At 70.5% G+C, this 13,397-nt stretch carries 14 protein-coding genes; all 14 read left to right on the forward strand.

The window, feature by feature from the left end; all coding sequences use genetic code 11:
- Nucleotides 1–44: 44 nt before the first annotated feature.
- The 14 genes from pgsA (at nucleotide 45) to ACIP6U_RS32420 (ending at nucleotide 12,716) form a co-directional block, all read left to right on the forward strand.
- Nucleotides 45–779, forward strand: coding sequence for a phosphatidylinositol phosphate synthase (gene pgsA / locus ACIP6U_RS32355; RefSeq protein WP_401725606.1), 735 nt, complete (start codon nucleotides 45–47; stop codon nucleotides 777–779).
- Complete coding sequence (locus ACIP6U_RS32360; RefSeq protein ID WP_401725219.1) at nucleotides 776–1,705, forward strand: phosphatidylinositol mannoside acyltransferase; 930 nt, start codon at nucleotides 776–778, stop codon at nucleotides 1,703–1,705. Before pgsA ends, ACIP6U_RS32360 begins: the two co-directional genes overlap by 4 nt.
- Nucleotides 1,702–2,874 carry a glycosyltransferase family 4 protein gene (locus ACIP6U_RS32365; RefSeq protein ID WP_401725221.1) on the forward strand — a complete coding sequence of 391 codons (1,173 nt, stop codon included), beginning with the start codon at nucleotides 1,702–1,704 and terminating at the stop codon, nucleotides 2,872–2,874. Before ACIP6U_RS32360 ends, ACIP6U_RS32365 begins: the two co-directional genes overlap by 4 nt.
- Before the next feature lie 189 nt (nucleotides 2,875–3,063).
- A complete protein-coding gene (locus tag ACIP6U_RS32370) occupies nucleotides 3,064–3,606 on the forward strand; it encodes a hypothetical protein (RefSeq protein WP_124002821.1) in 543 nt (180 codons plus the stop codon).
- 136 nt (nucleotides 3,607–3,742) lie between these two features.
- The gene (gene pdxS, locus ACIP6U_RS32375) at nucleotides 3,743–4,654 is read left to right on the forward strand and encodes a pyridoxal 5'-phosphate synthase lyase subunit PdxS (RefSeq protein ID WP_124002822.1); all 912 of its coding nucleotides are present in this window, start codon (nucleotides 3,743–3,745) and stop codon (nucleotides 4,652–4,654) included.
- Nucleotides 4,655–4,662: 8 nt separating this feature from the next.
- Nucleotides 4,663–5,271, forward strand: a complete 609-nt coding sequence (gene pdxT / locus ACIP6U_RS32380; RefSeq protein ID WP_401725225.1) for a pyridoxal 5'-phosphate synthase glutaminase subunit PdxT — start codon at nucleotides 4,663–4,665, stop codon at nucleotides 5,269–5,271.
- A 51-nt stretch (nucleotides 5,272–5,322) separates the two neighbouring features.
- Entirely contained in the window at nucleotides 5,323–6,075 is a 753-nt protein-coding gene (locus ACIP6U_RS32385) for a YebC/PmpR family DNA-binding transcriptional regulator (protein ID WP_352180401.1), read from the forward strand.
- Nucleotides 6,076–6,213: 138 nt separating this feature from the next.
- Entirely contained in the window at nucleotides 6,214–6,789 is a 576-nt protein-coding gene (ruvC, locus tag ACIP6U_RS32390) for a crossover junction endodeoxyribonuclease RuvC (protein WP_401725609.1), read from the forward strand.
- Complete coding sequence (ruvA, locus tag ACIP6U_RS32395; RefSeq protein ID WP_401725227.1) at nucleotides 6,786–7,391, forward strand: Holliday junction branch migration protein RuvA; 606 nt, start codon at nucleotides 6,786–6,788, stop codon at nucleotides 7,389–7,391. The genes ruvC and ruvA overlap by 4 nt, the downstream gene beginning before the upstream one ends.
- A gap of 10 nt (nucleotides 7,392–7,401) precedes the next feature.
- A complete protein-coding gene (gene ruvB, locus ACIP6U_RS32400) occupies nucleotides 7,402–8,472 on the forward strand; it encodes a Holliday junction branch migration DNA helicase RuvB (RefSeq protein ID WP_401725230.1) in 1,071 nt (356 codons plus the stop codon).
- A gap of 173 nt (nucleotides 8,473–8,645) precedes the next feature.
- Nucleotides 8,646–9,149, forward strand: a complete 504-nt coding sequence (gene yajC, locus ACIP6U_RS32405) for a preprotein translocase subunit YajC (protein ID WP_401725232.1) — start codon at nucleotides 8,646–8,648, stop codon at nucleotides 9,147–9,149.
- A gap of 132 nt (nucleotides 9,150–9,281) precedes the next feature.
- A complete protein-coding gene (gene secD / locus ACIP6U_RS32410) occupies nucleotides 9,282–11,057 on the forward strand; it encodes a protein translocase subunit SecD (RefSeq protein ID WP_401725234.1) in 1,776 nt (591 codons plus the stop codon).
- Between the two features lies 1 nt (nucleotide 11,058).
- Nucleotides 11,059–12,180, forward strand: a complete 1,122-nt coding sequence (gene secF / locus ACIP6U_RS32415) for a protein translocase subunit SecF (RefSeq protein ID WP_401725237.1) — start codon at nucleotides 11,059–11,061, stop codon at nucleotides 12,178–12,180.
- Nucleotides 12,177–12,716, forward strand: a complete 540-nt coding sequence (locus ACIP6U_RS32420) for an adenine phosphoribosyltransferase (protein WP_401725240.1) — start codon at nucleotides 12,177–12,179, stop codon at nucleotides 12,714–12,716. Before secF ends, ACIP6U_RS32420 begins: the two co-directional genes overlap by 4 nt.
- The last annotated feature ends 681 nt before the right edge of the window (nucleotides 12,717–13,397 follow it).

Genomic DNA, 13,397 nt, shown 5'->3' on the forward strand with positions numbered 1-13,397 from the left:
GCGTCCGGGTGCCCGGACGTCGTACACGCGCACGCGTGGCTACGATGGGCCAGCCGGTGGCCAGCAGGGGCCGCGCGGCCACACCGACCCTCGGGAAGGCCATGCTGAACAAGTACGCGCGTGCTTTCTTCACGCGTGTTCTCACGCCGTTCGCCTCGTTCCTGATCCGCCGGGGCGTCAGCCCCGACACGGTCACGCTCCTGGGCACCGCCGGAGTGGTCGCGGGCGCGCTGGTCTTCTACCCCATGGGCGAGTTCTTCTGGGGCACGGTCGTGATCACGCTCTTCGTCTTCTCCGACCTCGTCGACGGCAACATGGCCCGCCAGCTGGGCCGCTCCAGCCGCTGGGGCGCGTTCCTGGACTCCACGCTGGACCGGGTGGCCGACAGCGCGGTCTTCGGCGGCCTGGCGCTCTGGTACGCGGGCGGTGGCGACGACATCGCCCTGTGCGCCGTCTCGATCTTCTGCCTGGCCAGCGGCCAGGTGGTGTCGTACACCAAGGCGCGCGGCGAGTCGATCGGCCTGCCGGTCGCCGTCAACGGGCTGATCGAGCGGGCCGAGCGGCTGGTGATCTCGCTGGTCGCGTGCGGCCTCGCCGGTCTGCACAAGTTCGGCGTCCCGGGCATCCAGTACCTGCTGCCCGTCGCCCTGTGGATCGTCGCCGTCGGCAGCCTGGTCACGCTGGTCCAGCGGGTGGTCACCGTGCGCCGCGAGTCGGCGGAGGCGGAGGCGCAGGCCGAGGCCGAGGCGGCCGAGCAGGAGAGCGGTGCGGCCACGTGAGTGCGCGGGACCGGCTGACGGACGGGCTGTACGGCCTGGGCTGGGGCACGGTCAAGAAGCTCCCGGAACCCGTCGCCGTCCGGCTCGGCCGCACCATCGCCGACCTGGCCTGGAAGCGGCGCGGCAAGGGCGTCCAGCGGCTTGAGAGCAACTACGCGCGCGTGGTGCCCGACGCGAGCCCCGAGCGGCTCGCCGAGCTCTCGCGCGCGGGGATGCGCTCGTACCTGCGCTACTGGATGGAGTCCTTCCGGCTGCCCGCCTGGAGCGCCGACCGGGTCAGGAACGGCTTCGACCCCAAGGACGTGCACCACCTGACCGACGGGATCGCCTCCGACAAGGGCGTCATCCTCGCGCTGCCGCACATGGCCAACTGGGATCTCGCCGGCGCCTGGGTCACCACCAAGCTGGAGACACCGTTCACCACGGTCGCCGAGCGCCTCAAGCCGGAGACTTTGTACGACCGTTTCGTCGCCTACCGCGAGGGCCTCGGCATGGAGGTCCTCCCGCACAGTGGCGGTACCGCCTTCGGCACGCTGGCCCGACGGCTGCGCGACGGCGGCCTGGTCTGTCTGGTCGCCGAGCGCGACCTGTCCTCCTCCGGCGTCGAGGTGCAGTTCTTCGGCGAGGCCACCCGGATGCCCGCGGGCCCGGCCCTGCTGGCCCAGCAGACCGGCGCGCTGCTGCTCCCGGTGACGCTCTGGTACGACGACTCGCCCGTGATGCGGGGACGCGTCCATCCACCGATCGCGGTCCCGGAGACAGGTGGCCGGGCCGAAAAGACGTCTGTCATGACACAGGCGCTGGCGGATGCCTTCGCCACGGGGATCGCCGACCACCCGGAGGACTGGCACATGCTGCAGCGCTTGTGGCTCAAGGATCTCGACCCCGCGAAGAACCCCGGCGACCCCGAGAAGGGGACCACGTGAGGATCGGCATCGTCTGCCCCTACTCCTGGGACGTGCCCGGTGGCGTCCAGTTCCACATCCGCGACCTCGCCGCCTACTTCATCCGCCTGGGGCACGAGGTCTCGGTCCTCGCCCCGGCCGACGACGACACCCCGCTGCCGCCGTACGTCGTCTCGGCAGGGCGCGCGGTCCCGGTGCCGTACAACGGCTCGGTGGCCCGCCTCAACTTCGGCTTCCTGAGCGCCGCGCGGGTGCGCCGCTGGCTGCACGACGGCGAGTTCGACGTCATCCACATCCACGAGCCGACCTCGCCCTCGCTCGGCCTGCTGGCCTGCTGGGCGGCCTCGGGCCCGATCGTGGCGACCTTCCACACCTCCAACCCGCGCTCGCGGGCCATGATCGCCGCGTACGCCATCCTCCAGGCGGCCCTGGAGAAGATCAGCGCGCGCATCGCGGTGAGCGAGTACGCCCGCCGCACGCTGGTCGAGCACCTCGGCGGCGACGCGGTCGTCATCCCGAACGGTGTCGACGTCGACTTCTTCGCCCGCGCCGAGCCCAAGCCCGAGTGGCAGGGCAACACGATCGGCTTCATCGGCCGCATCGACGAGCCCCGCAAGGGTCTGCCCGTCCTGATGCGCGCCCTCCCCAGGATCCTCGCCGAGCGCCCGCAGACCAGGCTCCTGGTGGCGGGCCGGGGCGACGAGAAGGAGGCGGTCGAGTCCCTCCCCGCCGAACTCCGCCCGCGCGTCGAGTTCCTCGGCATGATCAGCGACGAGGACAAGGCCCGCTTCCTGCGCAGCGTCGACCTCTACATCGCCCCCAACACCGGCGGCGAGAGCTTCGGCATCATCCTCGTGGAGGCCATGTCCGCGGGCGCCCCCGTCCTCGCCTCGGACCTGGACGCCTTCGCCCAGGTCCTGGACCAGGGCGCGGCGGGCGAGCTCTTCACCAACGAGAGCCCCGACTCCCTGGCCGAGGCGGCCGTACGCCTGCTCGCCGACCCGACCCGCCTGGCCGAACTCCGCACCCGGGGCAGCGCCCACGTACGCCGCTTCGACTGGTCGACGGTCGGCGCGGACATCCTCTCGGTGTACGAGACGGTGACGCAGGGCGCGGCAGCGGTGGCGGCGGCGGACGACGAGGGGCGGGGTCCGGGCTTGCGGGCGCGGTTCGGGCTGGCGCGGGACTGAGGCGGGCGTCTCTCCCGGGCGCAGGTCGGCAATTTCAGCCCGTCCGGCGTTTGAGGACGAGGCCGTCCAGGCCGAAGCAGGGGCCTGGGGGCGGCAGCCCCCAGAACGACGGCCACGCCAACACCCCGCACGCCGCCACGACACCCCGCACGTCACAACGCCGAACCCGCAGAGCGTAGGGTGCGGCGCGTGAGCGCTACCTTGATCTGGATCCTCGTCGTTCTCGTGGCGATCGGCCTCTACCTGAGCTGGACGGCCGGCCGTCTTGACCGGCTGCACGCCCGGATCGACGCCGCGCGCGCGGCACTTGACGCCCAGCTGCTCCGCAGGGCCTCCGTGGCGCAGGAGTTGGCGACCTCCGGTGTCCTCGACCCGGCCGCCTCGATCGTCCTGTACGAGGCGGCGCACGCGGCCCGGCAGGCCGAGGAGGAGCAGCGGGAGGTCGCCGAGAGCGACCTGAGCCAGGCGCTGCGGGCCGTCTTCGCTGAGGCCCAGCAGGTGGAGGTGGTGCGCGAGGCCCCCGGGGGAGACTCGGCGGCCCACGAACTCACCGAGGCCGTACGCCGCGTGCCGATGGCCCGGCGCTTCCACAACGACGCGGTCGGCGCGGCCCGCCGGCTGCGCGACCACCGCAAGGTCCGCTGGTTCCACCTGGCAGGACACGCCCCGTTCCCGATGGCCTTCGAGATGGACGACGAGCCGCCGGCGGCACTGGTGGACCGGGCGGCGTAAGGCCTGTTCGGGGCGGTCGCGCGGTCCCTCGCACGCGAAAAGGATCCACCGCCTACCCATTGGCCCTTGCAGTGGACTGGTCCACTCGCGTTTCCTCGGTGGTGCAGAAACCCTCTTTCACCGAGCGAGGTCACCCGTGTCCAGCACGTTCTCCGAAAACCAGACCCCCGAGACCGGCACCGCGCGCGTGAAGCGCGGCATGGCCGAGCAGCTCAAGGGCGGCGTGATCATGGACGTCGTCACGCCGGAGCAGGCGAAGATCGCCGAGGACGCGGGCGCCGTCGCCGTCATGGCCCTGGAGCGGGTCCCGGCCGACATCCGCAAGGACGGCGGCGTGGCCCGGATGTCCGACCCGGACATGATCGAGGGGATCATCGAGGCCGTCTCCATCCCGGTCATGGCCAAGTCCCGCATCGGCCACTTCGTCGAGGCCCAGGTGCTCCAGTCCCTCGGCGTCGACTACATCGACGAGTCCGAGGTCCTCACCCCGGCCGACGAGGTCAACCACTCCGACAAGTGGGCCTTCACGACCCCCTTCGTCTGTGGTGCCACCAACCTGGGCGAGGCCCTGCGCCGCATCGCCGAGGGCGCCGCGATGATCCGCTCCAAGGGCGAGGCCGGCACCGGCAACGTCGTCGAGGCGGTCCGTCACCTGCGCCAGATCAAGAACGAGATAGCCAGGCTGCGCGGCTACGACAACAACGAGCTGTACGCCGCCGCCAAGGAGCTGCGCGCCCCGTACGAGATCGTCAAGGAGGTCGCCGAGCTCGGCAAGCTCCCGGTCGTCCTGTTCTCCGCCGGTGGCGTGGCCACCCCCGCCGACGCCGCGCTCATGCGCCAGCTCGGCGCCGAGGGCGTCTTCGTCGGCTCCGGCATCTTCAAGTCCGGCGACCCGGCCAAGCGTGCCGCCGCCATCGTGAAGGCGACGACCTTCTACGACGACCCGAAGATCATCGCGGACGCGTCCCGCAACCTCGGCGAGGCCATGGTCGGCATCAACTGCGACACCCTCCCCGAGGCCGAGCGCTACGCCAACCGCGGCTGGTAGTCACGTAGATGAGCGAGACAGCCCCTGTCATAGGCGTCCTGGCCCTCCAGGGCGACGTACGGGAGCACCTGATCGCCCTGGCCGCGGCCGACGCCGTGGCCAGGCAGGTCAGGCGCCCCGAGGAACTCGCCGAGGTGGACGGACTCGTCGTCCCCGGCGGTGAGTCCACCACCATCTCCAAGCTGGCCGTCCTCTTCGGACTGATGGACCCCCTGCGCGCACGCGTGCGTGCAGGTCTGCCCGTCTACGGCACCTGCGCCGGCATGATCATGCTCGCCGACAAGATCCTCGACCCGCGCTCGGGCCAGGAGACGATCGGCGGCATCGACATGATCGTGCGCCGCAACGCCTTCGGACGTCAGAACGAGTCCTTCGAAGCGACGGTCGACGTGAAGGGCGTCGGGGGCGATCCTGTGGAGGGCGTCTTCATCCGCGCCCCCTGGGTCGAGTCCGTCGGCGCCGAGACCGAGGTGCTCGCCGAGCACGACGGCCACATCGTCGCGGTCCGCCAGGGCAACGCGCTCGCCACGTCGTTCCACCCGGAACTGACCGGCGACCACCGCGTGCACTCCCTGTTCGTCGACATGGTGCGCGCGAACCTGGCTCCGGGGTCCTAGTAGGATTCCTGGGGTTCGTAAAGAGTTGGGTTACGCGAAGGAGACAGGCAGATGTCCGGCCACTCTAAATGGGCTACGACGAAGCACAAGAAGGCCGTGATCGACGCCAAGCGCGGCAAGCTCTTCGCGAAGATGATCAAGAACATCGAGGTCGCGGCCCGTACCGGTGGTGCCGATGTGTCCGGCAACCCGACGCTGTTCGACGCCATCCAGAAGGCCAAGAAGAGCTCGGTCCCGAACAAGAACATCGACTCCGCCGTCAAGCGCGGCGCCGGTCTCGAAGCCGGTGGCGCCGACTACGAGACGATCATGTACGAGGGTTACGGCCCCAACGGTGTCGCGGTGCTGATCGAGTGCCTCACCGACAACCGCAACCGCGCCGCCTCGGACGTCCGCGTCGCCATGACCCGCAACGGCGGGAACATGGCCGACCCCGGCTCCGTCTCGTACCTCTTCAACCGCAAGGGCGTCGTCGTCGTCCCCAAGGGCGAGCTGTCCGAGGACGACGTCCTGGGTGCCGTGCTCGACGCGGGCGCCGAGGAGGTCAACGACCTCGGTGAGTCCTTCGAGGTCATCTCCGAGGCCACCGACCTGGTCGCGGTCCGCACCGCGCTCCAGGACGCCGGCATCGACTACGACTCCGCCGACGCCAACTTCGTCCCGACCATGCAGGTCGAGCTCGACGAGGACGGCGCGCGGAAGATCTTCAAGCTGATCGACGCCCTCGAGGACAGCGACGACGTGCAGAACGTCTTCGCCAACTTCGACGTCAGCGACGAGGTCATGGAGAAGGTCGACGCGTAGCGCTGCCGCGAGTTCAGCGGTATCGGCGGGCCGGATGGGACACACGTCCCCCGGCCCGCCGCTGTTGTCGGTGGCAGCGGATAGCCTGGCGTGAAGTCAAAGATCACGTTCGGCTGCGAAGAGGCGAAGGGGGGCACGGTGCGGGTACTCGGGGTGGACCCCGGTCTCACGCGGTGTGGTGTCGGCGTCGTCGAAGGCGTCGCGGGCCGGCCGCTCACGATGGTGGGCGTCGGTGTCGTACGGACCCCGGCGGACGCCGAGTTGGGGCTGCGCCTGGTCGCCATCGAGCAGGGCATCGAAGCGTGGCTGGACGAACACCGGCCCGAATTCGTCGCCGTGGAGCGGGTGTTCAGCCAGCACAACGTGAGCACGGTGATGGGCACCGCCCAGGCCAGCGCCGTCGCCATGCTCTGCGCCGCCCGCCGCGGCATCCCCGTCGCCCTGCACACCCCGAGCGAGGTCAAGGCCGCCGTCACCGGCAGCGGTCGCGCCGACAAGGCCCAGGTCGGCGCCATGGTGACCCGGCTGCTCCGGCTCGACGCGCCCCCGAAGCCGGCCGACGCCGCCGACGCCCTCGCGCTCGCCATCTGCCACATCTGGCGCGCACCCGCCCAGAACCGACTCCAGCAGGCCGTCGCCCTGCACGCGGCCAAAGCAACGATCCCGGCCAAAGCCCCGAACGCATCGAACGCCCCGAAAGGCCGCCTCGCATGATCGCCTTCGTCAGCGGCACGGTCGCCGCACTCGCTCCCGATGCCGCGGTGGTCGAGGTGGGCGGAGTCGGCATGGCCGTCCAGTGCACACCGAACACGCTGTCCACCCTCCGCCTGGGCAAGCAGGCCAAGCTCGCCACCTCCCTCGTCGTACGCGAGGACTCGCTGACCCTGTACGGCTTCGTGGACGACGACGAACGCCAGATCTTCGAGCTGCTCCAGACCGCGACCGGCGTCGGCCCCCGGCTCGCCCAGGCCATGCTGGCCGTGCACACGCCGGACGCCCTGCGCCGGGCGGTGGCCACGGGCGACGAGAAGGCGCTCATGGCCGTCCCGGGCATCGGCAAGAAGGGCGCGCAGAAGCTGTTGCTGGAGTTCAAGGACCGGCTGGGCGAGCCGATCGGCGCCGCGGTGGTCGGCGCCCCGATCAGCAGCGGCTGGCGCGATCAGCTGCACGCCGCCCTGATCGGCCTCGGCTACGCCACGCGCGAGGCCGACGAGGCCGTCGCCGCCGTGACCCCGCAGGCCGAGGCCGCCGAGGGCGCGCCCCAGGTGGGCCAGTTGCTCAAGGCCGCCCTCCAGACCCTGAACCGCGCCCGCTAGGAGACCGTCAGTGAACTGGGACGACACCACCGACGAGACTGCCCCCGAGCGGCTGGTGGGCTCGGTCGCCGACGGTGAGGACCAGGCGGTCGAGGCCGCCCTGCGCCCCAAGGACCTGGGCGAGTTCATCGGCCAGGAGAAGGTCCGCGAGCAGCTGGACCTGGTCCTGCGTGCCGCACGCGCGCGGGGCGCCACCGCCGACCACGTGCTGCTCTCCGGCGCCCCCGGCCTCGGCAAGACCACCCTCTCGATGATCATCGCGGCGGAGATGGGCGCCCCCATCCGCATCACCAGCGGCCCCGCGATCCAGCACGCCGGCGACCTCGCGGCGATCCTGTCCTCCCTCCAGGAGGGCGAGGTCCTCTTCCTGGACGAGATCCACCGCATGTCCCGGCCTGCCGAGGAGATGCTCTACATGGCGATGGAGGACTTCCGCGTCGACGTCATCGTCGGCAAGGGCCCCGGCGCCACGGCCATCCCCCTGGAGCTGCCGCCCTTCACGCTCGTCGGCGCCACCACGCGCGCGGGACTCCTGCCGCCCCCGCTGCGCGACCGCTTCGGCTTCACCGGGCACATGGAGTTCTACGAACCCCTCGAACTGGAGCGCGTCATCCACCGCTCGGCGAACCTGCTCGACGTCGAGATCGACACCGAGGGCGCCGCCGAGATCGCCGGCCGCTCCCGCGGCACGCCCCGTATCGCCAACCGCCTGCTGCGCCGGGTCCGCGACTACGCCCAGGTCAAGGCGGACGGCGTGATCAACCGGGACATCGCCGCCGCGGCCCTCGCCGTCTACGAGGTCGACGTGCGCGGTCTCGACCGCCTCGACCGAGCCGTCCTGCAGGCCCTGCTCAAGCTGTTCGGCGGCGGACCGGTCGGCCTGTCCACGCTCGCCGTCGCGGTGGGGGAGGAGCGCGAGACGGTGGAAGAGGTCGCCGAACCCTTTCTCGTACGCGAAGGACTGCTGGCCCGGACCCCGCGCGGGCGGGTCGCCACGCCCGCCGCCTGGTCACATCTCGGCCTCACCCCACCGCAGGCCGCGCAGCCGGGAAACGGACAACAGGACCTGTTCGGGACGTGACGGCATCGTGACGACCCGGCATTGGCCCAGTCAGGAACCCAGGTGCCATGCTGAGCGTTGTTCCATGCGCGCGGACTCGCTTAGACTCCGCCGATGCCGCCTTTGTCGGCGGTATGCATACCCCATCCATGAGGCCGCTCTCCGTCGCGGTCGTGCGAAGGAAATTCCGTCCCGTGAATATCGTGACCCTTCTCCCGTTCATCGTGCTCATCGGGGCCATGTTCCTGATGACCCGCTCGGCCAAGCGCAAGCAGCAGGCGGCCGCGTCCATGCGGAACGAGATGCAGCCAGGCTCCGGCGTCCGCACGATCGGGGGTATCTACGCGACGGTCAAGGAGGTAAACGAGGAGACGGTCCTCCTCGACGCCGGTCCCGGCGTCGATCTCCTCTTCGCGAAGAACGCCATCGGCGCCGTTCTGTCGGACGACGAGTACAACCGCATCGTCCACGGCGTCGAGCACGACCTGAAGTCCGACTCCGACGTCGTCCCGGACGACGCCTCCTCCCTCACCGAGACCGACGACTCCGCCGACGAAGCTGCCGCCGCCTCCGACGACAAGTCCGTCGACCTCGGCAAGAAGGACGCGCCCGAGGAACCGGCCGACGAGATCGTGACCGCTGAGGCGAAGTCGGACGAAGAGCCGAAGAAGAAGGACGGCGAGTCCGAGGCGAAGTAGCCGCGCCAAGGGGCGTGCGGACCGTTCCCGCACGCCCTGGAGCACGCGCAGCTCGCACGGGGTCCCGACACCATGTCATGGCCGCCCGCCCGCAGATCCGGCGCGCGGCGGCCCGAGAGGGAGTACGAGAAGGTGGCAGCACCTAAGAAGGGCCGGAGCGCGAGTGCCCAGAGCAAGCCAGGGCGTTCGCTGGCCCTCATCCTGATCGCCATCGTGGCGCTCACCGGAGGGATGTTCGCCTCCGGGCACACCACTCCGCGCCTCGGTATCGATCTGGCCGGGGGCACGAGCATCACTCTCCGGGCGGTCCCGGAGAAGGGCCAGGAGTCCGCGATCAACAAGACCAACATGGACACCGCGGTCGACATCATGAACCGCCGTGTCAATGGTCTCGGTGTCTCGGAAGCGGAGGTTCAGACCCAGGGCGACCGCAACATCATCGTCAACATCCCCAAGGGCACGAACTCCGAGGAAGCCCGCCAGCAGGTCGGCACCACGGCCAAGCTGTACTTCCGCCCGGTGATCGCCACCGAGGCCTCCGCCGGCGCCACGCCGAGCACCTCGCCCAGCGCGTCCAGCAGCGCCTCCGGCAGCCCGTCGAGCTCGACCTCTCCCAAGGCGACCGGCTCCTCGTCCGCGTCGAGCTCCGCGAGCCCCTCGGACACCGCCACCTCGCAGGGCCGTGCCGTCACCGACGCCCTGAAGGCCGACGAGACCCCGTCCGCGAGCTCCAGCGCCAGCTCCTCGGCCTCCTCCAGCGCCTCCCCGTCGCCGAGCGACAGCAGCGCCGCCAGCGACGCGAACGCCAAGCTGGAGGCCCAGTACACCGCGCTGGACTGCTCCAAGAAGTCGGTCCAGAACACGGCAGGCAAGAGCGCCAAGGCCACCGAGTCGACCGTCGCGTGCGGCGAGAACGACGGCGTCTGGTTCAAGTACCTGCTCGGCCCCGCCGCCGTGGACGGCACCGAGGTCAAGAAGGCCCAGGCCATCTACAACACGACCACGGCCGCCGGCTGGCAGGTCACGATGGACTTCACGGGCAGTGGCTCCAAGAAGTTCGCCGACATCACCGGCCAGCTCGCGCAGAACCAGCAGCCGCAGAACCAGTTCGGCATCGTCCTCGACGGTCAGGTCGTCTCCGCCCCGAGTGTCAGCTCGTCCATCGCGGGCGGCAGCGCGGAGATCTCCGGCAGCTTCACCCAGGAAGAGGCCCAGAGCCTCGCCAACATGCTGTCGTACGGCGCCCTGCCGCTGACCTTCAAGGAGGACAGCGTCACCACGGTGACCGCGGCCCTCGGCGGTGAGCAGCTGCACGCCGGTCTGATCGCCGGCGCGATCGGCCTCGCGCTGGTCGTCATCTACCTGCTGATCTTCTACCGCGGCCTCTCGGTCATCGCCATCCCGTCGCTGCTGGTCTCCGCGATCCTCACCTACGTGATCATGGCGCTGCTCGGCCCGGCCATCGGCTTCGCGCTGAACCTGCCGGCGGTCTGCGGCGCGATCGTCGCGATCGGTATCACGGCCGACTCGTTCATCGTGTTCTTCGAACGCATCAGGGACGAGATCCGCGAGGGCCGCACGCTGCGTCCCGCGGTGGAGCGGGCCTGGCCGCGCGCCCGGCGCACCATCCTGGTCTCCGACTTCGTGTCGTTCCTCGCCGCCGCGGTGCTCTTCATCGTCACGGTCGGCAAGGTCCAGGGCTTCGCGTTCACGCTCGGTCTGACCACCGTGCTCGACGTGGTCGTCGTCTTCCTCTTCACCAAGCCGCTGATGACGCTCCTGGCCCGCCGGAAGTTCTTCGCGAACGGTCACAAGTGGTCCGGCCTCGACCCGAAGGCCCTGGGAGCCAAGGCGCCGCTGCGCCGCACCCGCCGTCCCCACGCCCCCGTCGACCCGAAGGAGGCGTGAGATGTCGAAACTCGGCAGCCTCGGCGCCCGACTGCACCGCGGCGAGGTCGGTTACGACTTCGTCGGCAACCGCAAGATCTGGTACGGCATCTCGATCCTCATCACCATCACGGCCATCCTCGGCCTGGCGGTGCGCGGCCTGAACATGGGCATCGAGTTCCAGGGCGGCGCGGTCTTCACCACGCCCAAGCACATGACCGTCTCGGTGAACCAGGCGGAGACCTACGCCGAGGAGGCCTCCGGGCACGACGCGATCGTGCAGAAGCTCGGCGACGGCAGCCTGCGCATCCAGATCGCCGGCATCGACACCGACAAGTCCGACGGCATCAAGACGCAGCTGTCCAAGGACCTCAAGGTCAGCTCCGAGAACATCGCCGCGGACCTGGTCGGCCCCAGCTGGGGCGACCAGGTCGCCAACAAGGCCTGGGAAGGCCTGGCGATCTTCATGGTCCTGGTCGTGATCTATCTGGCCATCGCCTTCGAGTGGCGAATGGCCTTGGCGGCCCTGGTCGCCCTGATCCACGACATCACGATCACCACCGGCATCTACGCCCTCGTGGGCTTCGAGGTCACGCCGGGTACGGTGATCGGTCTGCTGACCATCCTCGGTTACTCGCTCTACGACACGGTCGTCGTCTTCGACAGCCTCAAGGAGCAGACCAAGGACATCACCAAGCAGACCCGGTGGACCTACAGCGATGTGGCCAACCGCTCGATCAACAGCACCCTGATGCGGTCCATCAACACCACGGTGGTGGCGCTGCTGCCGGTCGGGGCCCTGCTGTTCATCGGTGGCGCCTTCCTCGGTGCGGGCATGCTGAACGACATCTCGCTGTCGCTCTTCGTCGGCCTCGCGGCCGGTGCGTACTCCTCGATCTTCATCGCCACGCCGCTCGTCGCCGACCTCAAGGAGGCGGAGCCGCAGATGAAGGCGCTCAAGAAGCGCGTCCTCGCCAAGCGGGCGCAGGCCGCCGCCGAGGGGGAGCCGGCCCAGTCGCACGACGACGCCGGCACGGCGTACGACGACGAGCCGGAGGACGCCGCGCACGCGGTCGTCGGGCCGCGCAACCAGCCCGCCTCCCGCAACCGTGGCCGCGGTCGGCCGTCCGGGAAGCGCCGATGACCGACATCCAGGAGCTGCTGCTCAGCCGGATCCGCGATGTGCGGGACTACCCGGAGCCGGGCGTGGTGTTCAAGGACATCACCCCGCTCCTGGCGGACCCGGCGGCCTTCACGGCGCTCACCGACGCGCTGGCCGAGATCGCGGAGCGCGTCGGCGCGACCAAGGTCGTCGGCCTGGAGGCCCGTGGCTTCATCCTGGGTGCTCCGGTCGCCGTCCGGGCGGGCCTCGGCTTCATCCCCGTACGCAAGGCGGGCAAGCTCCCCGGAGCGACCCTCGCGCAGTCGTACGAGCTGGAGTACGGCTCGGCGGAGATCGAGGTGCACGCGGAGGATCTGAGCGCCGGCGACCGCATCCTGGTCGTCGACGACGTCCTCGCCACGGGCGGTACCGCCGAGGCCTCGATCCAGCTCATCCGTCGCGCGGGCGCCGAGATCGCGGGCCTGGCGGTCCTGATGGAACTCGGCTTCCTGAACGGTCGGGCCCGCCTGGAACCGGCCCTCGCGGACGCCCCGCTGGACGCACTCCTGGTCGTCTGACCCCAGCACCACACAGCACACCCCGAACGGCCGTCCCGGTCCCACCGGAACGGCCGTTCGCATGTCTGCCTTGGGCGGCTCGACGATCTGTCCACCTCGGCCCCTCCTCCGCGGTACGGCCTCCGAGAGGCGGTGCACGCTCGCGCCCGGCGTGCGACCTCTCGTACACGCCTCACGAGCGCGCGACGGGGCCGCTTGCTCGCAAGGGCACAGGTCGCCGAAGCCTTCGCGGGCCCGCGGTCACGCCCGCCCGGTGGACGCGGCCCTCAGCGTGCCGACGGCCGGGCGACGCCATGACTCTGGCCCCCGCCCACGCGTCGGCCCGCAGCAGGCGTGCCCCGCACACTCACGGTCCGCACCAGGCGTAGCCCACCGCGCCCCCGCTGGACGCGTGCCCTCCCGCTCACCCCACGCGCTCCGGTCGTGCCCCGATGCGCAGGCGTACAGTCGCTCCCCCCTGCCCCTTCCTCAGCCCCCGCCGCACACCCCCCGCCCCGAGCCACCTCCACGCCCCCCGGTAAACCCGCAGGCCCCCGCAGTCACCCCCAAGACACCCCTCGATCACCCTGAAGCCACCCCTCCGGAATCCGGCGGGAGCCCCTCGTGTTTCAGGGGTAGACGGCCCTCACATCGGGCTGAAGGCGATCCTGGGGCGCAGGATCGCTACCATGGGGTCTCCGG

This window comes from Streptomyces sp. NPDC088794 (assembly GCF_044750545.1).
Lineage (GTDB): Bacteria > Actinomycetota > Actinomycetes > Streptomycetales > Streptomycetaceae > Streptomyces.